General features: G+C 70.0%; 22 protein-coding genes and 4 tRNA genes. 15 read left to right on the forward strand and 11 right to left on the reverse strand.

Going from position 1 to position 23,206, the window contains the following annotated elements; genetic code table 11:
- Positions 1 to 118: 118 nt before the first annotated feature.
- Together xylA and ACFPGP_RS22760 are read left to right on the forward strand one after the other, a co-directional pair.
- Entirely contained in the window at positions 119 to 1,294 is a 1,176-nt protein-coding gene (xylA, locus tag ACFPGP_RS22755) for a xylose isomerase (protein WP_378593761.1), read from the forward strand.
- A 123-nt stretch (positions 1,295 to 1,417) separates the two neighbouring features.
- On the forward strand, positions 1,418 to 1,549 hold the full coding sequence (locus ACFPGP_RS22760; protein WP_378593763.1) for a hypothetical protein: 132 nt from the start codon (positions 1,418 to 1,420) through the stop codon (positions 1,547 to 1,549).
- A 13-nt stretch (positions 1,550 to 1,562) separates the two neighbouring features.
- Here the strand turns inward: ACFPGP_RS22760 and ACFPGP_RS22765 are convergent, their stop codons facing one another.
- On the reverse strand, positions 1,563 to 2,099 hold the full coding sequence (locus ACFPGP_RS22765) for an HIT family protein (RefSeq protein WP_378593765.1): 537 nt from the start codon (positions 2,097 to 2,099) through the stop codon (positions 1,563 to 1,565).
- Positions 2,100 to 2,122: 23 nt separating this feature from the next.
- Here ACFPGP_RS22765 and ACFPGP_RS22770 point away from each other — a divergent pair, with 23 nt between their 5' ends.
- Complete coding sequence (locus ACFPGP_RS22770; protein ID WP_378593767.1) at positions 2,123 to 2,599, forward strand: GNAT family N-acetyltransferase; 477 nt, start codon at positions 2,123 to 2,125, stop codon at positions 2,597 to 2,599.
- 4 nt (positions 2,600 to 2,603) lie between these two features.
- Here ACFPGP_RS22770 and thrS read toward each other — a convergent pair whose 3' ends face one another.
- The 4 genes from thrS to ACFPGP_RS22790 form a co-directional block, all read right to left on the reverse strand.
- Positions 2,604 to 4,592 carry a threonine--tRNA ligase gene (gene thrS / locus ACFPGP_RS22775; protein ID WP_378593769.1) on the reverse strand — a complete coding sequence of 663 codons (1,989 nt, stop codon included), beginning with the start codon at positions 4,590 to 4,592 and terminating at the stop codon, positions 2,604 to 2,606.
- Positions 4,593 to 4,686: 94 nt separating this feature from the next.
- Positions 4,687 to 5,118, reverse strand: coding sequence for an NAD(P)-binding domain-containing protein (locus tag ACFPGP_RS22780; RefSeq protein ID WP_378593771.1), 432 nt, complete (start codon positions 5,116 to 5,118; stop codon positions 4,687 to 4,689).
- A 113-nt stretch (positions 5,119 to 5,231) separates the two neighbouring features.
- The gene (locus ACFPGP_RS22785) at positions 5,232 to 5,591 is read right to left on the reverse strand and encodes a hypothetical protein (protein ID WP_378593773.1); all 360 of its coding nucleotides are present in this window, start codon (positions 5,589 to 5,591) and stop codon (positions 5,232 to 5,234) included.
- A gap of 90 nt (positions 5,592 to 5,681) precedes the next feature.
- Positions 5,682 to 5,753, reverse strand: a tRNA-Val gene (locus tag ACFPGP_RS22790).
- Positions 5,754 to 5,869: 116 nt separating this feature from the next.
- Here ACFPGP_RS22790 and ACFPGP_RS22795 point away from each other — a divergent pair.
- On the forward strand, positions 5,870 to 6,310 hold the full coding sequence (locus tag ACFPGP_RS22795; RefSeq protein ID WP_378593775.1) for an SsgA family sporulation/cell division regulator: 441 nt from the start codon (positions 5,870 to 5,872) through the stop codon (positions 6,308 to 6,310).
- A 10-nt stretch (positions 6,311 to 6,320) separates the two neighbouring features.
- On the opposite strand, the gene ACFPGP_RS22800 is transcribed toward ACFPGP_RS22795, so the two are convergent.
- A complete protein-coding gene (locus ACFPGP_RS22800; protein ID WP_378593777.1) occupies positions 6,321 to 7,148 on the reverse strand; it encodes an aminotransferase class IV in 828 nt (275 codons plus the stop codon).
- 128 nt (positions 7,149 to 7,276) lie between these two features.
- Here ACFPGP_RS22800 and ACFPGP_RS22805 point away from each other — a divergent pair.
- The 3 genes from ACFPGP_RS22805 to ACFPGP_RS22815 all read left to right on the forward strand — a co-directional run bounded on the left by ACFPGP_RS22805 (position 7,277) and on the right by ACFPGP_RS22815 (position 7,567).
- A tRNA-Gly gene (locus ACFPGP_RS22805) sits at positions 7,277 to 7,349 on the forward strand.
- 44 nt (positions 7,350 to 7,393) lie between these two features.
- A tRNA-Cys gene (locus ACFPGP_RS22810) sits at positions 7,394 to 7,467 on the forward strand.
- 28 nt (positions 7,468 to 7,495) lie between these two features.
- Positions 7,496 to 7,567: transfer RNA gene (locus tag ACFPGP_RS22815), tRNA-Val, on the forward strand.
- A gap of 129 nt (positions 7,568 to 7,696) precedes the next feature.
- Here the strand turns inward: ACFPGP_RS22815 and ACFPGP_RS22820 are convergent.
- Positions 7,697 to 7,894: a helix-turn-helix domain-containing protein gene (locus tag ACFPGP_RS22820; RefSeq protein WP_324502914.1), complete on the reverse strand. Its 198-nt coding sequence runs from the start codon at positions 7,892 to 7,894 to the stop codon at positions 7,697 to 7,699.
- A 289-nt stretch (positions 7,895 to 8,183) separates the two neighbouring features.
- Between ACFPGP_RS22820 and ACFPGP_RS22825 the strand changes: the two genes are divergently transcribed.
- Together ACFPGP_RS22825 and ACFPGP_RS22830 are read left to right on the forward strand one after the other, a co-directional pair.
- Positions 8,184 to 8,555 (forward strand): hypothetical protein, encoded by a 372-nt coding sequence (locus tag ACFPGP_RS22825; protein WP_378593780.1) that lies wholly within the window; start codon positions 8,184 to 8,186, stop codon positions 8,553 to 8,555.
- 166 nt (positions 8,556 to 8,721) lie between these two features.
- The gene (locus ACFPGP_RS22830) at positions 8,722 to 9,192 is read left to right on the forward strand and encodes a UPF0158 family protein (RefSeq protein ID WP_378593782.1); all 471 of its coding nucleotides are present in this window, start codon (positions 8,722 to 8,724) and stop codon (positions 9,190 to 9,192) included.
- Positions 9,193 to 9,286: 94 nt separating this feature from the next.
- On the opposite strand, the gene ACFPGP_RS22835 is transcribed toward ACFPGP_RS22830, so the two are convergent.
- Positions 9,287 to 9,754, reverse strand: a complete 468-nt coding sequence (locus ACFPGP_RS22835; protein WP_378593784.1) for a hypothetical protein — start codon at positions 9,752 to 9,754, stop codon at positions 9,287 to 9,289.
- Positions 9,755 to 10,740: 986 nt separating this feature from the next.
- Between ACFPGP_RS22835 and mobF the strand changes: the two genes are divergently transcribed.
- Positions 10,741 to 14,316 carry a MobF family relaxase gene (mobF, locus tag ACFPGP_RS22840; RefSeq protein WP_378593786.1) on the forward strand — a complete coding sequence of 1,192 codons (3,576 nt, stop codon included), beginning with the start codon at positions 10,741 to 10,743 and terminating at the stop codon, positions 14,314 to 14,316.
- A gap of 221 nt (positions 14,317 to 14,537) precedes the next feature.
- Here mobF and ACFPGP_RS22845 read toward each other — a convergent pair whose 3' ends face one another.
- Positions 14,538 to 15,203: a hypothetical protein gene (locus ACFPGP_RS22845; protein ID WP_378593788.1), complete on the reverse strand. Its 666-nt coding sequence runs from the start codon at positions 15,201 to 15,203 to the stop codon at positions 14,538 to 14,540.
- Between the two features lie 133 nt (positions 15,204 to 15,336).
- Here ACFPGP_RS22845 and gntH point away from each other — a divergent pair, with 133 nt between their 5' ends.
- Both gntH and ACFPGP_RS22855 read left to right on the forward strand, forming a co-directional pair.
- Complete coding sequence (gntH, locus tag ACFPGP_RS22850) at positions 15,337 to 16,464, forward strand: guanitoxin biosynthesis MBL fold metallo-hydrolase GntH (protein WP_378593790.1); 1,128 nt, start codon at positions 15,337 to 15,339, stop codon at positions 16,462 to 16,464.
- Positions 16,465 to 16,786: 322 nt separating this feature from the next.
- A complete protein-coding gene (locus tag ACFPGP_RS22855) occupies positions 16,787 to 18,520 on the forward strand; it encodes a SulP family inorganic anion transporter (protein ID WP_378593792.1) in 1,734 nt (577 codons plus the stop codon).
- Positions 18,521 to 18,529: 9 nt separating this feature from the next.
- Here the strand turns inward: ACFPGP_RS22855 and ACFPGP_RS22860 are convergent, their stop codons facing one another.
- The gene (locus ACFPGP_RS22860) at positions 18,530 to 19,195 is read right to left on the reverse strand and encodes a hypothetical protein (RefSeq protein WP_378593794.1); all 666 of its coding nucleotides are present in this window, start codon (positions 19,193 to 19,195) and stop codon (positions 18,530 to 18,532) included.
- Positions 19,196 to 19,344: 149 nt separating this feature from the next.
- On the opposite strand from ACFPGP_RS22860, the gene ACFPGP_RS22865 reads away from it, so the two are divergent.
- A complete protein-coding gene (locus ACFPGP_RS22865) occupies positions 19,345 to 20,016 on the forward strand; it encodes a DedA family protein (RefSeq protein ID WP_378593795.1) in 672 nt (223 codons plus the stop codon).
- Between the two features lie 35 nt (positions 20,017 to 20,051).
- Here the strand turns inward: ACFPGP_RS22865 and ACFPGP_RS22870 are convergent, their stop codons facing one another.
- Entirely contained in the window at positions 20,052 to 20,627 is a 576-nt protein-coding gene (locus ACFPGP_RS22870) for a hypothetical protein (protein ID WP_324503584.1), read from the reverse strand.
- A 111-nt stretch (positions 20,628 to 20,738) separates the two neighbouring features.
- On the opposite strand from ACFPGP_RS22870, the gene ACFPGP_RS22875 reads away from it, so the two are divergent.
- Together ACFPGP_RS22875 and ACFPGP_RS22880 are read left to right on the forward strand one after the other, a co-directional pair.
- Complete coding sequence (locus ACFPGP_RS22875) at positions 20,739 to 22,463, forward strand: SulP family inorganic anion transporter (RefSeq protein WP_324503583.1); 1,725 nt, start codon at positions 20,739 to 20,741, stop codon at positions 22,461 to 22,463.
- 108 nt (positions 22,464 to 22,571) lie between these two features.
- The gene (locus ACFPGP_RS22880) at positions 22,572 to 23,159 is read left to right on the forward strand and encodes a transposase (RefSeq protein WP_324503582.1); all 588 of its coding nucleotides are present in this window, start codon (positions 22,572 to 22,574) and stop codon (positions 23,157 to 23,159) included.
- Positions 23,160 to 23,206: the final 47 nt, after the last annotated feature.

A 23,206-nucleotide genomic window follows, 5' to 3' on the forward strand; every position in this document is an offset into this window, starting at 1 on the left:
ACAACATACTCAGGTTGAATCACCCCGGCAAGCATCCAAACCTCGGCGCGCCTGTGTTTTCCCGCACAACGAAGCTCGATCGGGAATACCGACCCGCCCCGCACGGAGGAGAACCCCGATGGCAGCGACGCCCGACAGCGGCTTCACCCCGACCCGCGACGACCGCTTCTCCTTCGGTCTCTGGACCGTCGGCTGGCAGGGCGTCGACGTCTTCGGCACGGCGATCCGGCCCGCGATGGCACCGGCCGACGCGATCCGCCGGCTGAGCGACCTCGGTGCGTACGGCATCACCTTCCACGACAACGACGTCTTCCCCTTCGACGCCGACACCGTCGCCAAGGAGGCCCACCTCGCGCCGCTGCGCGCGGCGCTCGAGGAGACCGGCCTGGTGGTCCCGATGGTGACCACGAACCTCTTCTCGCACCCGGTCTTCCGCGACGGAGGCTTCACCAACAACGACCGCGACGTGCGCCGCTTCGCGCTGCGCAAGGTGCTCGACAACATCGACCTCGCCGCCGAGCTGGGCGCGCGGGTGTTCGTCGCCTGGGGTGGCCGCGAGGGCGCCGAGTCGGGTGCGGCCAAGGACGTGAAGGCGGCGCTCGACCGCTACGCCGAGGCGTTCAACCTCCTCGGCGCCTACGTCCTCGAGCAGGGCTACGACCTGCGCTTCGCCATCGAGCCCAAGCCGAACGAGCCGCGCGGCGACATCCTGCTGCCCACCGTCGGCCACGCCCTGGCCTTCATCAACGAGCTCGACCACCCCGAGCTCGTCGGCCTCAACCCCGAGGTCGGGCACGAGGAGATGGCCTCGCTCAACTACGCCCACGGGCTCGCCCAGGCCCTGTGGCACGGCAAGCTCTTCCACATCGACCTCAACGGGCAGCACGGGCCGCGCTACGACCAGGACCTCCGCTTCGGCGCCGGCAACGCGCGGGGCGCCTTCTGGACCGTCGACATCGTCGAGAACGGCGGCTACGACGGACCGCGCCACTTCGACTACAAGCCCCCGCGCACCGAGGACCTCGACGGCGTGTGGGTCTCGGCGGAGGCGTGCATGCGCAACTACCTGATCCTGCGGGCCAAGGTGCGGGCCTTCCGCGCCGACCCCGAGGTCCAGCAGGCGCTCGTCGACGCCCGCGTCGACCAGCTCGGCGTCCCCACGGTCGCGCCCGGTGAGACGCTCGCCGACCTGCGCGCGGAGTCCTTCGACCCCGAGGTCGCGGCCCGGCGCGGCATGGGCTTCGAGCGTCTCGACCAGCTGGCGCTCGAGCACCTGTACGGCGTCCGGGGCTGACCACGGGCCCGCTCCGGCGGGCAGCAGGGAGCCGGCCGCGGGCCTCCGTCCGTGGCCGGGGGCGGCGACCCGCCGTACTGTGGTCGGTACGGAGTCACTCAGGCTCCCGACCAGGGAGCCCCCATGAACGACAAGTCCCCCCGCCAGGCCATGTCCAAGAAGTCGGGCAAGTCGATCAAGGAGAAGCGCGCCGACAAGCGCGCGAAGTCGCACGAGGCCACCTTCTCCGAGAAGCTCGAGCCCAAGAAGAAGTGACCACCTAGGTCGGTCAGCGCCAGGCGTCCGCCAGCAGCGCGCGCGTGTCGGCGAGCAGCTCGGGGAGCGTGCGGGTGCGGCCGATGATCGGCAGGAAGTTCTGGTCACCGGGCCAGCGCGGCACGACGTGCTGGTGCAGGTGCGCGGAGATGCCCGCGCCCGCGATCGCGCCCTGGTTCATGCCGATGTTGAAGCCCTTGGCGGCGGAGACCCCGCGGACCACCTCCATGGCCGTCTTGGTCAGCCGGGCGATCTCGGCCGCCTCCTCGTCGGTGGTCTCGGTGTAGTCGGCGATGTGCCGGTAGGGGCAGACCATGACGTGGCCGGGGCTGTAGGGGTAGAGGTTGAGCACGACGTACGCCGTGTCCCCGCGGTGGACCACCAGGCCCTCGACGTCGTCGAGAGCGGGGACCCGGCAGAAGGGGCACTCACCGGCCGAGGAGTCCGCGGGCTTGTTCTCGCCGCGGATGTAGGCGATCCGGTGGGGCGTCCAGAGCCGGTCGAGCTGGTCGGGGTCACCCGCGCCGTCCTGCCGCACCGCCTCGTCCATGGTGTCGATCCTAGGGTGGGCGGGTGACCACGCTCCGACCCGCCACCGCCGCGGACATGGCAGCCGTTGCCGAGATCTGGCACACCGGCTGGCACGACGCCCACGCCGGCCACGTCCCCGACGGGCTGACCGAGAGACGCACCCTCCCCGCCTTCCGCGAGCGGGCCGACCGACGCGTCGAGGAGACGACGGTGGCCGAGGTCGACGGGACGGTCGTCGGCTTCACGATGGTGATCGACGACGAGGTCGAGCAGCTCTTCGTGTCGCGTGCGCAGCGCGGGAGCGGGGTCGCGGCGCTGCTGCTGGTCGAGGCCGAGGCACAGGTCGCCGCGCAGGGGCACGACGTCGCGTGGCTCTCGGTCGTGGTCGGCAACGCGCGAGCGCGCGCCTTCTACGACAAGCAGGGCTGGCGCGACGCGGGCGACCTGCCCTACGAGGTGGAGGCGATGGGCGAGACCTTCATCTCGCCGTGCCGCCGCTACGAGAAGCAGGTGCGCTGACGGCTCAGACCTGCGTGCGGTTCTGCACGGCCTCGACCACGCGCGCGATCGCCTCGTCGATCGGCACGCCGTTGTCCTGGCGGCCGTCGCGGTAGCGGAACGACACGGCGCCGGCGGCCACGTCGTCGTCCCCGGCGATCACCATGAACGGCACCTTCTGCAGCTGCGCGTTGCGGATCTTCTTCTGCATCCGGTCGTCGGAGTCGTCGACCTCGACCCGCAGCCCGGCCGCCCGCATCCGCTTCGCGACGTCCCACAGGTAGTCGTGGTGGCGCTCGGCGATCGGGATGCCCTGCACCTGCACCGGCGAGAGCCACGGGGGGAACGCGCCGGCGTAGTGCTCGACGAGAACGCCGAGGAACCGCTCGATCGAGCCGAACTTGGCGGAGTGGATCATCACCGGCTGCTGGCGGGTGCCGTCGGCGGCCTGGTACTCCAGCCCGAAGCGCTCGGGCTGGTTGAAGTCGTACTGGATCGTCGAGAGCTGCCAGGTCCGGCCGATCGCGTCCCGGGCCTGCACGGAGATCTTCGGCCCGTAGAAGGCCGCGCCGCCGGGGTCGGGCACGAGCTCGAGCCCGGACTCGTCCGCGGCCTCCCGGAGGACCCGGGTGGCGACCTCCCACTGCTCGTCGGTGCCGATGAACTTGTCGGGCTTGGAGTCGTCGCGCGTGGACATCTCGAGGTAGAAGTCGTCGAGGCCGAAGTCGCGGAAGAGGCCGAGGCAGAAGTTCAGCAGGTGCTTGATCTCGCTGTTGGCCTGCTCGGGGGTGACGTAGGAGTGCGAGTCGTCCTGCGTCATGCCGCGCACGCGGGTCAGCCCGTGCACGACCCCCGACTTCTCGTAGCGGTAGACGCCGCCGAACTCGAAGAGCCGCAGCGGCAGCTCGCGGTAGGACCGCCCGCGCGCCTGGTAGATCAGGTTGTGCATGGGGCAGCTCATCGCCTTGAGCTGGTACCTCGCGCCCTCGAGCTCCATGGGCGGGTACATGGTGTCGGCGTAGTAGGGCAGGTGGCCGGAGGTGTGGAACAGGCCGTCCTTGGAGATGTGCGGCGTGCCGACGTAGGAGAAGCCCTCCTCGATGTGCCGCCGGCGGACGTAGTCCTCCATCTCGCGCTTGATCACGCCACCCTTGGGGTGGAAGACCACGAGCCCGGAGCCGAGCTCTTCGGGGAAGCTGTAGAGGTCGAGCTCGCGGCCGAGCTTGCGGTGGTCGCGCCGCTCGGCCTCCTCGATCCGGTGGAGGTGCTCGGCGAGCGCCTCCTTGGTCTCCCAGGCGGTGCCGTAGAGGCGCTGGAGCTGCTTGTTCTTCTCGTCCCCGCGCCAGTACGCCGCGGCCGAGCGCATCAGCTTGAAGGCCGGGATCCGCTTGGTCGTCGGCAGGTGCGGGCCGCGGCACAGGTCGCTCCAGGCGACCTCGCCGTTGCGCCGCACGTTGTCGTAGATGGTGAGCTCACCGGCGCCGACCTCGACGTTCGCGCCCTCGGCGGCATCCTCGACCCTGCCCGAGCCCTTGAGGCCGATCAGCTCGAGCTTGTAGGGCTCGGAGCTGAGCTCCACGAGCGCGTCGGCGTCGGACACCGGCCGGCGGGAGAACCGCTGACCCTCCTTGATGATCTTGCGCATCCGGGTCTCGATCTTCTCGAGGTCCTCCGGGACGAACGGCGTCTCGACGTCGAAGTCGTAGTAGAAGCCGTTCTCGACCGGCGGCCCGATGCCGAGCCTGGCGTCCGGGAACAGGTCCTGCACCGCCTGCGCCATCACGTGCGCGGTCGAGTGGCGCAGGATGTCGCGGCCGTCCTTGCTGTCGATGGCCACGCCCTCGACCTCGTCGCCGTCGGCGAGCTCGTGCGCGAGGTCGCGCAGCCGGTCGTTGACGCGGGCGGCGATCACGGCGGGGTCGTCGGCGAAGAGCTCCCACGCCTTGGTGCCCGTGGTCGTGGTCCGTACCTCACGCGCTCCGGCGTGGACGACGGCGACCTTGATCTCGGACACGAGGTGCTCCCCTGCTGATGGGCACTGCTGGGACGAACGGACCCGTCGATCGTATCGACCGGCCCGCCCGCCCCGCGCGGCGGTTTCCGTGCCGTCACCTGTCGCGGTAGCTCTTGGCCCGCGCCAGCTTCTCGCGCAGCATCTCGGCGGTGACCCGGCGCGGGCTCTCCGGTGGCCAGACGTCCGCGGGACCGTCGTTGTCGAGGGAGGCGTATGCCGCGGTGCCGCCCTGGAAGCGCCAGCCCTCGGCGAGCGGCCCGACGTCGTAGGCGTCGTACCCCAGGGAGTCGAGCAGGTCGGACACCGTCTTCCTGGCCTCGTCGCTGTCCCCGGCGATCGCCAGCACGCTGCGCTCCGGGCTGCCACTGGGGCGCGCCAGCGAACGCAGGAACTCGAAGTTGATGGTCACGACGACGACGTCACCCGCCTCGGCGGCCTCGACCGCCGTGGCGGCGCGTGCCCGCGGGCCGAGCTCCTCGACGAGGTCCGCCGGGGCCTCCGGACCCCGGCTGTCGCTCAGCACCACGTCGGGCCCGCTGCCACGGCGAGCCGCTCGACGGTGCTGCCGATGTGTCCGCTTCCGATCAGTCCACGGTGGTCATGCCAGGCGCAACGACGTGCGCCGGCGCGACGTTCCGTTCAGGCCCGGTGCTGACCCGCCGGCACGGCGCGGCGCGAGGTCCACCACAGGCCGGCGTACGCCGCAGTGGCGACCAACCAGGCGACGGTCATCGTGGTCACCGCGGCGTCGTTCTCGGAGTCGAGGTACCACCAGCCGGCGAGGCAGGCGGTGGCCGTGCCGCCCGCGCCCACGAGAGCCCCGACCAGCCAGGCGCGCCCGGCGCCCTCGAGGACGCGCACGACGAGGACGCCGGCCGCCACGAGGACGGCGATGCCGGCGAGCGCGTGCACCCACTCCTCCAGCGCGGAGAGCGCGGCGACGGCCACGAGGGCGAGGACGAGCAGGCGCGACCACGCGCGCACGGAAGTGGCACTCATGCACGACAGCATGCGGCCTACGTGTCAGGAAGGAGAGGGACCTACTGCCCCCGGGCGGAGGGCCAAGGGCCTCCGGATGGTGCTGCTGGGTGGGCGATACTGGGTTCGAACCAGTGACCTCTTCGGTGTGAACGAAGCGCGCTACCACTGCGCCAATCGCCCCGGCTGCGGAGTGGACCTTAGCCTATCCCGGCTGTGCATCTCACATCGGCGTCATGCTTCGCCACCGGGGACGTCTCCTGTCCAGACGCTGCCCTGCCTCCCTGATCGGTGACCTCATGCGCACTCCCCCTGCCGCCCCCGCGGTCGTCCAGCTGGTGACGCTGCGCTGCCTCGGGCGGGACAACACGAGCGGCCGGCTGCACGCCCGGTTCGAGTACGAGACCGAGGACCCGTGGGCGGTGTGGATCCGCTTCGGCGAGCGGGAGTCGAGCATCCGGTGGGGCCTCGCCCGGCACCTGCTCGCCGAGGGCCTCACCGACCCCGCCGGCGACGGCGACGTGCAGCTGTGGCCGGGCACCGACAAGGACGGCCACAGCGTCGTGGTGATGGAGTTCCGCTCCCCCGACGGGCGCCTGATCGCCGAGGCGCCGACGCGCGACGTCTACCGGTTCCTCACCCGGTCCCTGGCCGTGGTCCCTGCCGGCTCCGAGGCCGACCACCTCGACCTCGACGCCCTGATCGCCGACCTCCTCGACACCTCGCGCACCTCCGAGTAGCGCGCCCGGGTCAACGGTCGAGGCCCAGCAGCTCCGGCTCGCGTTCGCGCCAGCGGGCGGCCACGGCCGCCGTCACCGGCCCCGGCGCCGCCAGCTCGCGGTCGTCCCACCGGGCGACGGCCTGCACGTCGCGGGTGGTGGACACCAGGAAGACCTCGTCGGCGGCCGCCGCCACCTCGATCGGCTCGTCGACCTCGACGCCGCCGTACCACTCGAGCACCAGCGCCCGGGTGACCCCGGCGAGGCAGCCGCTGGCCAGCGACGGGGTGCGCAGCTCGCCGCCCACGACGTAGAAGACGTTGCAGCCGGTGCCCTCGCACAGGTGACCCGCCAGGTTGGCGAACATCGCCTCCGTCGCGCCGCACTCGTGCGCCCGCGCGAGCGCGACGACGTTCTCGGCGTACGACGTGGTCTTGAGGCCGGACAGCGCTCCCCGCTCGTTGCGGGGCCACGGGACCGACGCGACCGAGGTGGTCTCCGGCCAAGGGGCCATGGCGTCGGCGACGACCACGAGCGTCGTCGAGTCGTCGCCCCGGCCCGACCCCAGCGGCGCGTGCCCCCCGGTGTAGGTGATCCGCACCCGTCCCAGCGGCAGGTCCTGGCCCTCCAGCACGGCGACCACGCCCGCGCGCACGGCGGCCTCGTCGACCTCGGGCAGCGAGAGGCCGGCCGCCGATCGCGCCAGCCGCTCGAGGTGGCGCGCGAACGCGAACGGCTGGCCGTCGACCACCTTGATCGACTCGAAGACACCGTCCCCGACGGTGAACCCGTGATCGGTCACCGGGACCGCCGGGGCGGTCGGATCGGCCAGCAGCTGTCCGTTCATCCAGGCGCGCACAGGGCCACTCTAGGAGGGAGCCACCGGCGTCCCACCCGCCCCAACACGCGCGCCGGGGGTGATTTTGGCGCACGTTCTGGCATGGGCTACTGTTCTGACCGCACCGAGCCCCTGGGCCCGGGTCGCAGGCGGACGTAGCTCAGTTGGTAGAGCGCAACCTTGCCAAGGTTGAGGTCGCGAGTTCGAGCCTCGTCGTCCGCTCGGAGAGGTCTCCCAGCCGAACTCTCTTCGGGGAGTGCCTCCACGGTGGGTTGGCCGAGAGGCGAGGCAACGGACTGCAAATCCGTGTACACGGGTTCAAATCCCGTACCCACCTCCACCCCGACCCACCGACAACTCAAGATCACGGGCGATTGGCGCAGTGGTAGCGCGCTTCCTTGACACGGAAGAGGTCACTGGTTCAAACCCAGTATCGCCCACAGAGAAACCCCAGGTCAGAGGCCCTTTTGAGGGTCTCTTCCCGTTTCCGGGAACATATGGGGAACAAGGAACAGCCCCGTTTGGCCGCTCCCGGCCCGCGCCCTGTCCGCGGTTGAGCCTTTGAAAGCTCATCGCCAGTTGCCCACCGGCCGGGCATCGATGAACCGCTCGATCGAGTCGACCTTGATCCGCAGCGTCTTGCGGCCGAGCCGAACGGCTTCGAGCTGGCCGTCGGAGATGTAGCGGCGGACGGTGCGGGTCGAGACGGCGAGTGCGTCGGCCGCGTCGCCGATCGAGACGAGGCGTCGGGTGATGGGGGCAACCATGGTGATCTCCTTGGGTTGGTGGCGCCCCGGATGGCCGCCCTCACTCCCCCAAGGCGCAATCGTTGCGGCGAGTGGCCAAACGTGTTCATGTGCGCCCCCAGAACCCGTGATCCCGGATCCGCCCGACTTTGCCGATGAGAGCGCTCTCAACGGGCAGTGCCGGTGCGTTGGCTCATACGGCCATGTCTCTCCTACGCCATCCACGGTTAAGCATGCGGGCTCTGGTGTCCCCGATCGTGCGGAGGGACGATCGAGTTGAGCGGAGGAATCTTGCCCTCCGCCTGAGAAGGTGAGTTCGATGACGGTCGGTCCAATCTCCGGGCAGACACCGATTCCCGCAGGCCCTGCGCATGTGCATGCCCAAATGGCCCGGTGGTCCGTCAGGCTGGCGGAAGCCGCCGCAGTCATCGTGGCGTTCGCGTTCGCGGTATTCGGCGTGGCGTACCTCATTGGCGGGATGGAAGCCAGCGAGGACAACTGGGTCGGGTTCCTGATCGTGGCGTCATTCTTCGGGGGGTTCCTGACGTCGGTCACGGCGTTCGTGATGGCGGTCGCGGTGAAGGTCAAGCACGAGCGGTGGACGCTGCTGTGGCTCCCGCTGTCGGTTTTCCCGGCACTGCTGGCCTTCCTGGTCCTCGGTGAAGCGTTCTGGTGGGAGTAGGAGGCAGTTGCACGCGGCCCGTGTGGCGGTTGCGCTGCACGGATCTGCCGCTGTCGGGGCGGAGCCCGACCATGCCGCAATCAGGGTGCCACTTCTCGCCGCACGTTGGTCGGCCGGTCCGCGCTTCGGGGCTGGCCGTGCCCGACTGTCGGCATAGGCTGATGCGGTGCTCGACCTGGACGCCATCGACGTTGAGGAGATCGCCACCGCCCTCGCGGACCAGACCGACTACGAACACCGATGGCTGATCGACCCGAGGACCGGCGAGGTCGCCTTCTGGACCAGCGACACCGGCATCGACGGTGAGAACCCCGTCGAGCTCGACGAGCTGGACCTGATCGTGATCGACCCCCTACCGTCCTACGTCTGGTACCAGGACATGGTCGACTTCGCCGACGGCATCAGCGACCAAGCCGCCGGCGATGCCCTGCACCGCTCGCTGCAGGGCAAGGGCGCGTTCCGGCGCTTCAAGAACGAGTTGTACCAACGCCATCCCGAGCTGATCTCGGTCTGGCATGCGTTCCGGGATGCCCGGGCGCGGTCCCGCGCCGTGCGCTGGCTGGCCGATGAGGGACTGATCGACGAAGACGCCGTCGAACGGTTCGAGCGAGCGCAGCAGCGCCCCGACCTGCCGTAGCGAGGGCCCGAGGCTGCCCCGAGGATCACCTCACCGTCGTCCGTCGGCCCACCCGGATTGCGGCATTACGCCAACTGGCAACGACGGTCTTGAATCAGGGTGTGTAGCGCACGCCGCTGGGCTGGCACGGCGCAGTGCTAGTGGCTTCGGTTGAGGCGCATCCGCCGTCGACGAGTTCGCGCTCGCCGAGTGCCTCGGGCAGTTCGACGTCGTAGGAGACTGCGTTGTTCCCCTGGCAGGTGGCCGAGCTGGGTTCGCCTGGGCTGACGGTGAAGGTGATGACGACCTGGGTGTCGGTCATCTCGATGTCGGGGTCGTTGACGGTGCCGGTCTCGCCGCTGTTGCAGCCGAGGCGGGTGACCTCGACGGTGAACGCGGTGGTGTCGGAGTCGGGGGTCTGGTCCTTGGTGAGGTCCCAGGTGGCTACAGCCTCGTCGTTGAACAGGCTGCAGCCACCGGATAGGACCGCCGACACGGCGACAATCGCACAGACTCGAATCGCCAAGTCCCGCCTGAACGTCCGCATGGGACTCGGACGGCGCGGGCGGACGCGAGGTTCCATCGGCGCATCCTCCCAGATGGGGGCTCATCGCGGGCGCCTCGCAGGTCTATCGACATGCACGCATCGGAGACACACCCACCCGCTCTGAGGCATGGTCGAGCGAATCGCCCGACTGGCGCATAGAGGCACCTTGCCAACGTGCGGGTCGCGGCAGATCCGTGCGCAGCGGTGACGGTGGGATGCCCGGGGCCGCCACGGGCGCGGGTGTGACGAAGTAGTGTTCTGACGACCCCGCAACAACGACCCCAGGAGAGATGGACCGTGGCGGTCGTGGTTGTGGCAGGCACGGTGACGCTGCTCATCCTCATCTCGGCGTTCAGACTCCTGGGCCCGTTCCGGGAGTCAGCGGGTGGTGCTGGAACGCATGCGACGCCGTGCGCGAAGTGCCAGCGCACCGCCATGCACACACATCCCATTGCACACTGGTTCCGCGATTGGCCCAGGCGTCCCCGCCCCGCACTTGGCGCACAGGACTGGCTGCCGTGGACCGGTGAACTGCTCCCCGTCAGCCTTGCGTGGCTATTGGGTGTAGGAACAGCGCTCGGCATGTGGCAGTCAGGCGACGTGACGACTCTGGGACTTGGAGTCGTGCTGTCTGTGATGTGCCTGACCACCCTCGTCGTTCTTCATGTCAGACGGCCCCCGCTTCCCTGACAAGGGGCGCATCCTACCGACCTGTCATCAGATCCGGACGATGTAGACGCGGCAATCTCCCCGGGCTACCTGCCGCATGCGGTGGCGCGAACCCCAGGTCATTGGGCGTTCCCACCCGGACATCCGCATCTCCCCTGGCTCCTGCCGGCTCCTCAGTTCCCGCCTCCTCACCTCCCGGCCACTCCATCCGTTTGCCCACTTCCCCTGTCTCCTCACCCCTGTCGTTCCGCCCACCCTCCTCCCAATCCCTCACCACCTCCTTTCACACACCTCTTTCATCCGAGGTCTCCCTGGCCACTCGCGGCCGGCTCGCGGCCTTGAGGGGCGTGACGATGACGCTGCAGAAGTTGTCGGCCGGGTCGGGGTACGAGTACCTGACCCGGCAGGTCGCCGCGCTCGATTCGACGGAGAAGGGCAGCATCCCGCTCGCCGACTACTACGCCGCGAAGGGCGAGGCACCGGGACGGTGGGTCGGTTCGGGACTTGACGGCATCGACGGCCTGGCGATCAACGACGTCGTCACGGGCGAGCAGATGAAGCATCTGTTCGGCAGCGGTTGCGACCCGGTCACCGGGCTCCCGCTCGGCGTGGCGTACAAGGTCTACGCCAACGAGACGGTCGACGCGTTCACGAAGCGGGTGGACGAGCTGTTGGCTCCCGTGCCCACGCCGACGCCGGCCGAGCGCGCTACTTCTCGCTCGACTGCAGCGCGTGAGTTCTTCGTCGCCGAGAACGGGCGAGAGCCGGCGTCGGCCCGGGAGTTGTCGGCGGCGCTGGCGCGGTACTCGCGGCCGCGGCAGACGGCTGTCGCCGGGTTCGACCTGACGTTCAGCCCAGTGAAGTCGGTCTCCGCGCTCTGGGCAATCGCTCCACCTGAGGTCGCGGCGAAGATCGAGCAGGCCCACCAGGCGGCGGTCGCTGACGCACTGGGCTTCGTCGAGCAGCAGGCCCTGCTCACCCGCGAGGGCAAGGACGGCGTACGGCAGGTCGAGACGCGCGGGCTCATCGCCGCTGCCTTCCAACACCGTGACTCGCGCGCCGGCGATCCGGACCTGCACACGCACGTGGCGGTCGCGAACAGGGTGCAGACCAAGCAGGGCAAGTGGCTGTCGATCTACGGGCGCGTCCTGCACCAGCACGTGGTCGCCGCGTCGGAGACCTACAACACAGCGCTGGAGCTACACCTCGTCAACGCACTCGGAGTGCAGTTCGCCGAACGGCCGGGGACCGATCGCGAGAAGCGACCGATCCGCGAGATCGTCGGCGTCGACCGGGAACTCTGCGACGGGTGGTCGCGTCGGCGAGCCGACATCGTGGCCAGGCAGCGCGAGCTGACGCGTGACTTCCGCGACGCTCATGGCCGTACGCCGACGCCGGTCGAAGCCGTTGCACTGGCCCAACAGGCGAATCTGGAGACGCGCGAGACCAAGCACGAGCCGCGATCGCTTGCTGAGCAGCGGACGACCTGGCGCAGGCAGGCTGTCGACGTACTCGGATCTCCGGAAGCCGTCGATCGGATGGTGCTGGCCGCGCTCCACCCGACCGGCGCGTCCGCACAGGCCATTGTGTCGTCGTGGTGGGTCCGGGAGGTGGCCGACCGCGTGCTCGGCGAGCTCGAGGCGCACCGGGCGACCTGGCAGTCCTGGCACATGCACGCCGAGGTTCATCGTCAGATCCGCGACGCCGGGCTCCCCGCCGAGTTGGTCGCCCAGGCCGTCGGTTGGGTCGTCGACGAGGTCAGGGAGCTGTCGGTCAACCTCACGCCGGACCGCGACCTGATCAGCGAACCAGCCGGCCTGTGCCGCTCGGACGGGACGAGCGTCTACCGCCACACCGGCCGCGACCACTTCACCACAACGCGCGTGCTCGACGCCGAGGCCCGCATCCTCGCCGCGGCCGCGAGTACCGGTGCGGCGGCATGGTCGATTGAGGACGTCGAACTGGCCTTCCTGGCCGCGCGCGTCGACGGCACCGAGCTCAACACCGGTCAAGAGCAGCTGGTCCGCGCGATGGCCACCAGCGGCGGACGCGTGCGGCTCGCGCTCGCCCCAGCGGGAGCTGGCAAGACGACCGCGATGCGGGTACTCGCCGACGTGTGGACCGAGGCAGGCGCCGGGGTGCTCGGGCTGGCCCCATCGGCAGCCGCCGCGGCCGCGCTGCGCGACGCCACCGGCATGCCGTGCGAGACGCTCGCCAAACTCGTCCACGACCTCGACACACGGCCCGGGTCACCGCTCGCAGCCGCCGTTAGACCGGGCACCTTGCTCGTCGTCGACGAGGCCGGCATGGCCGACACGATCACCCTCGATCGGGTCATCGGCTTCGCGATCGAACGCGGCGCCACTGTCCGGCTGATCGGCGACGACCAGCAGCTCGCCGCCATCGGAGCGGGCGGCGTCCTCCGCGACATCGCCCGCACGCACGGAGCCGTACGCCTCGACGAGGTCGTCCGGTTCGACGACCCGGTCGAGGCCGAGGCATCGCTGGCACTCCGGGACGGCGACCGGTCCGCGCTCGGCTACTACCTCGATCAGGAACGGATCCACGTCGGCGACCAGCAGGCCGTCCTCGACGAGGTCTTCGACGCGTGGCACCGCGAGCAGGATGCCGGTCGCGACTGTCTGATGCTGGCGCCGACCCACGACCTCGTGCGGGAGCTGAACGGGCGAGCGCGGTCCGCCCGGCTCGGGGACACGGCCGATGGCGACGAGGTCCGGCTGCGGGATGGCACCCACGCGTCGGTCGGCGACGTCGTACTCACCCGACGCAACGACCGCCGGCTCAGCGTGAGCGGCACCGACTGGGTCAAGAACGGCGACCGCTGGACCGTCACCGGCATCAGCGGCGGCAACCTAACCGTGCGACACCGCGACTCCGGGCTGACCACGATCCTCCCTGCGGACTACGCCGCCGCCGACGTAGAGCTTGGTTACGCGTCCACCGTTCACACCGCCCAAGGCCTGACCGCCGACGTCATGCACGGCGTCGTCACCGGTGAGGAGACCCGGCAGCTGCTCTACACGATGCTGACCCGCGGCCGCGCCGAGAACCATGTCCATGTCATCACCGACGACATGGGCGACGACCGCGACTTCGAGCTCCCCGGCATTTCCGAACAACTCACCGCCACCGAGACCCTCGAGTACGTGCTCGCCCTCGACGGCACCGCTGTGTCGGCGACTTCGACCCGCGCACTGGCGGCCACTCCGGAAGCTCGTCTTCAGGATGCCGCGGCGAGGTACGCCGACGCTGTGGGGTTCGCGACCCAGAAGCTGCTCGGCAAGGAGGACGGACCACTCACCCCAGGTCCGCTCCCGTGGTTGCCCGCCATCCCGAGCGATGCGGCCGAACACCCGCGTTGGGGTCCCTGTCTGTCCGCACGAGCTCGCCTCGTGCGCAGCCTTGCGGCCGAGGTCGGCGACCGTGCCGACACGACGCTCCCGCCCTGGCTGGACGACTATGCCGACGTCCTCACCCCGGAGTTGCGGGCGGACATCGCCGTCTGGCGCGCTGCCCAGGGCATCACGCCCGACGAACGCACGATCGCCGGTCCCGCGCCGGACGACGACCGCGCCGCCGCTTTCCGCCGGGGGCTCATCCGCACCGTCAACGGCCGGCACGACGACGCCGTTCGCGTTTGGGAGCAGCGCATAGTCGCGTACGTCGGTCGTTCCGACGAGCGCACCCTCGACCTCGCGCGTGAGCTCGACAGGCTCCACCGGCAGGGACGCGACCCCGAGCGCCTGCTCAGGAACGCGACGGTCCGCCCGTTGCCAGAGGAGCATCCGACTTCAGCGCTCGCATACCGGATACGCAAGCAGTGGGCTCCCAAACGTCGACACGTGGAACCCAGTGTCGAGCCCCACCGCCAGGTGCCTTCACAGCAGGCGCCGGGCATCGGCATGTAGCGCCGGATCGGCCTCTCGCATTGAGTCCCACCCGTGCGGATCGCGGCAGATCCGGTAGGTCGGTCGGTGCCGACGGTCGCATCAACCCGGACCAGATGGACACTCAGTTGGCGCCGACGAGGTCCCCGATCGTGACGCTGGAGAGGTGCGCTCATCGGGTGCAGGGCCAACGGTGGCCAGCGACCCGCTGTGGTTGGCCCCGGGGACTGAGGCCATATGGGTCAGGCGGCCGGGGGCCTTCGTGCGGAGTGCTCGCGCACCAGCACCAGGATGCTGAGCGCCATGACCCAGACCGGGAACAGCAGCTGGGCCCATCGGGGCAGCGGCGGCGTGAGCAGGAGCAGCAACCCGGTCGCGTAGCCGAGTGCGGCGACGACCTTCGGCAGCGACCCCAGGCGCACCCCGGCGGTCGAGACGGTCAGGGCGAACACGGCGGCCATCCTCGCGCCGAAGGAGCCGAGCAGGGCACTCGCGAGCGCCCAGGCCTCGGCGACGACGGCCGGGTCCCGGGCGACGCCGGCGTCGACGAGGGACAGAGCGGCCATCAGCACCGCGGCCGCTGCGAACAACATGGCGACGAAGAGGAGCCCCGACCCGGTGAAGACCGCGTCGAAGAACCGGTCCTGACGGTGCCCGAACGACGAGCGGACGACGGCGATGAACCAGAGGAAGGCGATGCCCGCGAAGGGGATCAGCGCCAGCGCGGCCGAGACAGCCTCACGCCGACCCTCGTCGTCGGTCCAGGTGCCCGACTCGGCAACCGAGTCCGGCGTCGCCGACTGCAGCAGCAGGAGGACGCCGATCAGGATCAACCCGAACGCCAGGCCCGCGATACCGGCCGCCTTCGGCTGCCGCACCGCTGCGAACAGACCCGATCCCTCGTCCACGATCAACCTCCGACGGGTCTCGATCCCGGGCTCCACTCTACCGTCGAGCCGCTTGCGGGGACCGGCGCCGGGCGGACCAAGGGAGCGGCTATGTTGATCGCAGAGACCGTCTCGGAGATCGGGAGATGAACTGATGACTGAATCCGCGATGCCCACGCTGGCTCACCTGGGCGGAACCCAGGCCTTGACCACCACCCCGGTAGTGGGGGATCCCGCCCAGGTGCGCCCGCAGGTATTCGTTCCTGGCACCGAAGAACTGGCCACCGGCGAGATCCGCGTGACAGTGCTCGGGAGCGGAGATCCGTGGATCCGACGGAGTCAGGCGTCAGGGTCGCTGCTGATCGAGGTGGGCAACCCGGAGCGGGACTTCTTCTTCTTCGACCTCGGCTCGGGGTCCGTGGCGAACTTCACCGCGCTCTCGCTGCCGTTGGAGTCCACGACGAAGGTCTTCCTGTCGCACTTGCACGCCGACCACATCGGCGACATTCCGGGCCTGCTCGGCAGTATGGCGAAGGTTGGACGGGTCGACCCGGTCGAGATCTGGGGCGGGGCGAACGAGGACCCGGACTTGGGTCTGACCGCTTTCGTCGAGCACATGGGCAAAGCGATGGCCTGGGACACCGCCTCGATCCGTGGAGTCCGTCCGTCCACCGGCTTCGCGATGGTGGGCCACGAGATCCCCTTCGACCGCCCAGAGACCGTCTACGAGCGCAACGGGGTCACCGTTTCGTGCTTCCCCGCCATTCACGGGCTCAGCGGGGCGGTCGGCTACTCCGTCAGCTACGCCGGGCTCAAGGTCGTCTTCTCCGGCGACACCCGCCCGTGCCGACACGTAGTGGAGGCCGCTGTGGGCGCGGATCTGCTGATCCACGAGTGCTTCCAGTCGCCCGCGGTCCTGGCACGCGCCGCGGGACTTCCGTTGGAGGCGGCACTGAACATCACCCGAAGCGCCCACACGATCCCCGACCAGATGGGAAAGATCCTCGACCTGACGAAGCCCCGCATGGGTGCCCTGTGGCACCTCGACGTGACACCAGGCGTGGACAGCGTCTTCGACGAGGTCGGTGCCCACTACAGCGGGCCGGTCACGGTGAGCCAGGACTTCACGGTCTTCAACGTCACGAGCGACGCAGTGGTCGCCCGGCAGGCCAAGGTGAATGACGCTGCTCAGCCGGTCCATGGACCCTCGCAGACCAGCCCCGAACTCGACCCACTGCCAACGCCACCGACCTGGTGGGCGGAGGCGCTCCTCGACCTGTGAGCATCCGCTCATCGGCATGGTCGCGTACTCGTCGCGGCAGATCCGGTCTGCGACCGCGGTCGGCGGCCCGAAGCGCCACGGGAAGTAAGGAGGGCGGCATGCCGGCGGCGGAGTCGTCGCGATCCGAGTTCGGCCACGCCGGCTACGAGATGTTCGTCGGCGGGCTCTCGGTGCTGTCGCCGGTCCACACCGCCTCTCTATGCCCACCGCGGCGGGCACCGCACCGCAAGGCCTATGCCCTGCGCCGCTACGGCTGGACGGACCTACTGTCTAGCTCGCCCGCCGAGGTTGCGGGCCCGAGTGGAAGCGGGGTGAGCCGGCGATGACCGAGCATCGTCCGGCCGACGACGCCGAAGACGACGCCAGTGCCGCCACCTCCGGAGGGCTCCGCGCATGGCTGCAGTCGGTCAAGCCGGAGCGCGCCACCATCGGCAAGGACATGATTGCGGGGCTCCCAGGAGCGATCAGCAGCGTTCCCGACGGAATGGCCTCGGCCGTGCTCGTCGGGGTGAACCCCGTCCACGGCCTCTACGCCAGCTTCGCGGGGCCGATCGCCGGCGGCCTCACGTCCAGCACCCGGCTCATGGTCATCACGACCACCACGGCTGCTGCGCTCGCAGCGGGCTCGGCTGTGTCCGGACTCGAAGGTTCACAACGAACCGACGCACTCTTCCTGCTGACCCTCCTGGCGGGCCTGGCCATGGTCGCCGCCGGCCTGCTCCGGCTGGGCCGCTACACCCGTTTCGTCTCCCACTCCGTCATGACCGGATTCCTGACCGGGGTGGCCGTCAACATCCTGTGCGGGCAGCTGGCCGACCTCACCGGCACCACCGCCGAGGGCGACAACTCCCTCGCCAAGGCGATCGACGTCGTCACGCATCCGTCCGAGATCGACGTAGCGTCGCTGCTGACCGGGCTGGGTGCGCTGGCGATCCTCTTCGGGCTGGCGCGGACGAAGCTGAACAGCGTGAGCGCCCTCATAGCGCTGGTCGTGCCGACCGTGGCGGTCGTGATCGCAGGCGCTGTCACCGTCGCCCAAGTCGATGACCAGGGCGCCATCCCGCGGTCGCTGCCGCTGCCGGCGATCCCCGACTTCGGGCTGCTCTCGGTCGACCTGGTCACCGGGGCGCTGGCGATCGCGGTCATCGTCCTGGTCCAGGGCGCCGGCGTGAGCGAGGCAGCGCCCAACGCGGACGGCCGCCCCTCGAGGATGAACCAGGACTTCCTCGCCCAGGGCCTCGGCAACGTGGCAGCCGGACTCTTCCGTGGTCAGCCGGTCGGCGGATCCGTCGGACAGACAGCGCTCAACGTGTCGGTCGGTGGCCGGACCCGCTGGGCGGCGATCTGGTCGGGTCTCTGGATGGTGATCATCCTCGTGGTGTTTGCGGGGGTGGTCGGCAAGGTGGCCATGCCCACCCTGGCCGCGGTCCTGATCTTCGCGGCCGTGGGCTCGTTGCGTCCCAGCGTCGTCATGACGATCTGGCGCACTGGCCGCCTGTCGCAGATCGCGATCACGGCCACGTTCGTGGCCACGCTCTTCCTGCCGGTGGCCTCGGCGGTCGGCGTGGGCGTCGTCCTCTCGTTGCTGCTGCAGCTCAACCGCGAGGCGATGGACCTCACGGTCGTCGAGCTAGTCCCGACCGAGGACGGCCGCTTCGCCGAGCAGCCCGCACCGAAGCAGCTCGTCGGTCACCAGGTCACCGTCCTGGACGTGTACGGCAGCCTGTTCTTCGCCGGTGCCCGGACGCTGCAGGCCCGGCTTCCGGAGGTCGGGGACGCCGAGCAGCCGGCGGTCGTGCTACGGCTGCGCGGCCGGGTCTCCCTGGGCGCGACGTTCTTCCGCATCCTCGCGACGTACGCCGAGCAGATCGGTGCGGCAGGCGGCAGGCTCTACGTGTCGGGGCTCGACCCGAAGATGGCACGACTGCTCGCCCGCACGGTGCCGGTGACAGTCGAACCGCCCGACCAGGTATTCGGTGCTACGCCCGTGCTCGGCGAGTCGACCTGGGCGGCGATGAACGAGGCACAGGCCTGGGTCGTCGGTCCCAAGGCCTGAGGCCACGGGTCAGGCGGACGGGAGCCTTCGTGCGGAGTGCTCGCGCACCAGCACGAGGATGCTGAGCGCCATGACCCAGACCGGGAACAGCAGCTGGGCCCATCGGGGCAGCGGCGGCGTGAGCAGGAGCAGCAACCCGGTCGCGTAGCCGAGTGCGGCGACGACCTTCGGCAGCGACCCCAGGCGCAGTCCGGCGGTCGAGACGGTCAGGGTGAACACCGCAGCCATCCGCGCGCCGAACGCGCCAAGCAGGGCGCTCGCCAGCGCCCAAGCCTCGGCGACGACGGCCGGATCCCGGGCGACGCCGGCGTCCACCAGGGACAGGGCGGCCATCAGCACCGCGGCCGCTGCGAACAACATGGCGACGAAGAGAAGCCCCGACCCGGTGAAGACCGCGTCGAAGAACCGGCCCTGACGGTGCCCGAACGACGAACGGACGACAGCGATGAACCAAAGGAAGGCGATGCCCGCGCACGGGATCAGCGCCAGCGCGGCCGAGACAGCCTCCCGTCGCCCTTCGTCGCTGGTCCAGGTGCCGGACTCGGCCAACGAGGTCGGCGTCGCGGACTGCAGAAGCAGCAGGACGCTTATCAGGATCAGCCCGAAGGCGAGACCGGCGATACCGGCCGCCCTCGGCTGCCGCACCGCTGCGAACAGACTGGACTCTTCATCCATCCTCGACCTCCGGCACGGCTCGATGGCGGGCTCTACTCTGCGGTCGACCCGCTGTGTGGGATCGTGAGCATGTGACGCGTGCGGAGGGCTGGCGACGAGCGGCGAGGGATGGGTGGGCCGCTGCCTCCGGGCGGCACCGTGCGTACGTCGTGCTCGTGGGGGTGGCGGTCGTGGTCGCCGTGGTGGCGGCTGGGTTGTACATGGCGACTGGTGACGGGTTCTCGGTCACCGACGCCTCAAATGACCTCCTGACCTACCTCGGCATCTTCGGCCTGGTCGCCCTGGACGGGGTAGTGCCCATCTTCCCGGCCGAGACCACGCTCAACGCGGCTGCAACCGCCGCGGCCCAGGGCACGCTCGACCTTCTACCTGTCATCGTGATGGGAGCACTCGGCGCCATCGTCGGCGACTCGAGCCTCTTCTGGATCGCCCGTCGCTCTGCCCGTCGCATACGGCCGCAGTTGGACAAGGCGAAGGCGAACCCGAAGGTCAGCCAGGGACTCGCCATCATGACCGGGAGCGTCCCGGTCCTCATCGTCGGCGGCCGGTACGTCCCGGGGCTGCGCTTCGTCGTCAACGCCACCATGGGGCTCTCCGACATCCGCTACCGGCGGTTCCTCGGCTGGTCGGTCCTCAGCGGCGTGCTGTGGAGCGTGTACACGTGCCTGCTTGCCTACTGGATCGGCCTGAGCCTCGGCGAGTACCCCCTCGCATCGGTCGTGATCTCCGGGACGGTCACGACCGTCGCGATCGCGGTCGTCTTCTGGAACCTGCGGCGGGAGCACGCCAGGACCGCCGGCCATGCTCAGGACTCCTCGTGACCGTGACCGGTGACTCGGTGCCCGCCGGACGGTGCTCAGCGAACCGTGCTGCCGGTGCCCGGCGAGCAGTTGTCGGGCGAGTAGTTGCCGCTGATGCTGAAGTCCTCGCAGGTGAGGATCCGCGGGTGCTGCGTGCCGGTGAGGAACGAGGCGAGCATGACGGTGGCGACGACTCCGACCGCCGCCAGCCGCTCGCGGCCCTGGAGGCGCTCGGCGGTCGGGATGATCAGGCGCACCAGGAAGGCGGCCATGGCGGGGAGCCCGGCGACGGTGATGACCACCCCGAGCCAGAACAGCGCCTGGTAGATCCCGGAGGTGCCTCCGACCGGGAGGATCCAGGCCAGCACGATCCACAGCGTGGGCAGCAGCAGGGCCAGGACGGCCGGCCGACGCCACACGCGCGGCCCTCGCGCGTAGCCGAGGGCGAGGAAGGCAGAGGTCGCCGCGGCCCAGAGCGACAGGTGCTGCTCGAAGAAGATGACGCCGTAGACGCCGAGCGTGAACGCCGGCCAGGCGCCCAGCGCAGCACCGGCGAGCGCAGCCGCCACGACGCGACGGCTGTCGTCGTCGAGCAGGGGCTGGCGTGGCGCACTCGGGACTTCGTCGTTCATGGCAGCAGTCAACGCCCGGGGCACCGCGGGGACAATCCCCCATGGGGGACGACTGTGCCGATCTTCCCGACTGATCCCGATCCTTGCCCCAGAAGCAGGAGAGGTTGACCGGTGGACGTTGCGCGCCCGACACCGGCCGCCCGGTCGAGGAGACCGACGGTCGTTCCTGCATGGCTACGGGGCTACCGGACGACGTGGCTGACCCGTGATCTGGTCGCCGGGTTGACGCTCTGGGCCCTGGTGGTGCCCGAGGCGATGGCCTACGCCTCGATCGCCGGCGTCCCCGCCCAGTTCGGCCTGTACTCGGTGCCGCTCGCCGTCCTGGCCTACTCCTGGCTGGGCAGCTCGCAGCGGCTCTTCGTCGGGCCGAGCTCCACCATCGCAGCGCTGACCGCGACGGTGGTGGCACCGCTGGCGGCGACCGCGACGGACCAGTACGTCGCACTGACGGCCGTGCTGTCGCTCCTGGTGGGCGCCGTCTTCTTCGGGCTCGCCGCCCTGCGGCTCGGGTTCATCTCCCGGCTGTTCGCCGAGCCGGTCCTCGACGGGTTCATCATCGGTCTCGGCGTGTACGTCGTCGTCGGGCAACTCCCCAAGCTGGTCGGGATGGAGACGCCCGAGGGGAGCACGCTCATGCAGCTGTGGGAGGTCACGACCTCCGCGGGTTCGTGGAACACCGCGGCGGTCACCGTGGGCGTCGGCTCGCTCGCGGCCCTGCTGCTGCTCCGCCGCTACGCACCCAAGGCCCCCGCGGCCCTGCTGGTCGTCGTGCTGGCACTGCTCCTGGTGCCGGCACTCGGCCTCGAGGACAAGGGCGTCGAGATCGTCGGCACGATCCCGTCAGGCTTCGCGTTCGTGTCGTGGAGCGGAGTCACCTTCCGCGACGTCCTCGACCTGCTCCCCGGCGCGTTCGGGATCGTGGTGGTCGGGTTCGCCGAGGGCCTGGCGGTCGCGAAGGCCTACGCCGCCAAGGACCGGACCACCGTCGACGCCAACCGCGAGCTTCTCGCCTACGGCGCTGCCTCGGTGGGTGCCGGCGTGCTGCAGGGCTTCCCGCCCGCCGGAAGCCTCTCGAAGTCCGCGGCCGCGGAGGACAGCGGTGCCCGTACGCCGATGGCGTTCGTGACCACGGCCGGCCTGGTCACCCTCACGGTGCTCTTCCTGACCGGGCTGTTCACCAACCTCCCGGAACCGGTCCTGGGCGCCATCGTCATCTCGGCCGTGATCGGGATGATCACGCCGCGCCGGATCTGGCACCTCCACCAGGTGCGGGTGCCGGACTTCTGGCTCGCCCTGTCCGCCTTCCTCGGCGTCGTCCTGATCGAGGTGATGGCAGGCGTCCTGATCGGAATCGTCTTGAGCCTCGTTCTGCTCCTGCAGCGGATGAGCACGCCCCACGTCGCCGTGCTCGGTCGCCACCCCGAGCGCGGGTTCGTCGAGATCGACGCCAACCCGGGCACGACCCCGGTTCCCCGCACCGTGATCCTGCGCACCGACGGCCCCCTGGTCTTCGCCAGCGTCGATCCGGTGATCGACAAGCTCACCTCGCTCACCCTCGACGTCGAGCCCCGACCGGCGCGCGTCGTCATCGACTTCGACTCCACCTCCGAGATCGACGTGACCGCGGCCGATGCGTTGGCGACGGCCGTCGACGACCTCCGCGCCGCATCGATCGACGTCCGGTTCGCCGGAGCCCACGCCGGGGTCCGGCAGTACGCGGCGCGCCTAGGGCACGAGCAACTCGCCGGCCTCGCCGACCCCTACCCCACCGTGGCGGCCGCAGTCGACGACCCGCCCGAGCTCGACCATCCGCATCCGAAAGGGATTGCACCATGAGTGATGCGATCAACGAGAGCACTGGCTCGCCGGGTGGTCGACCGCGAGGTGCCACATCACCCATATCCGCGCGGTGACGACCCCACGTTCGGGGGCTAGGACGATCGAGTGTCCCACACGCGATGCGCATGGGTTGGGAGTGCTTGTGGTTCACGGCTGGGCCGATGGTCACGACGCCCGTCGAGGGTCGTCATCGACACCCACCTCGCCCGCGGCGCCTCGAACGGCGGCCTCACCTTCCACGAGCGCGGCGGCCCCTACGGCCGCACCAAGGGCGCCAAGCGCTTCGTCGCCGTCGAAGTCACCAGCCTCCCGGTGGCCGCGCTGGTCGTGCCCGCCTCAACCCACGAGAACCGGACGAGCGATTTGATGTTGGAGCACCTGGACCGGCAGGGCGTCACCGACCGGCTCGAGCTGGTCCTGGTCGACCGCGGAGTCACCGCCGCCGCGGCCCGCACCCTCGGCCGCGACCACCGCGTCGAAGTGCGCCGGGTTGGGTGGGACGACAGGCAGTCACCTTCCGACCCATCCGGCACGCCTGGCGCGTCGAGGTTGCGCACGGTCCCGCTGCCTAGCGAAGTCGTTCGAGAACACCACCACCTCGGCCACCGGATGGCTTCAGGTCGGTGGAAGACGAGGGACCCGGTGCCTTCGAGGCCAAAGTCACCCTGCGCGAGTTCGATGCTGGTCGCCTGAACACTTCATCCTGAACACTTCATGGGAGCCGGAGAGGTAGACGCACC

This window comes from Nocardioides taihuensis (genome assembly GCF_042657275.1).
GTDB lineage: Bacteria > Actinomycetota > Actinomycetes > Propionibacteriales > Nocardioidaceae > Nocardioides > Nocardioides taihuensis.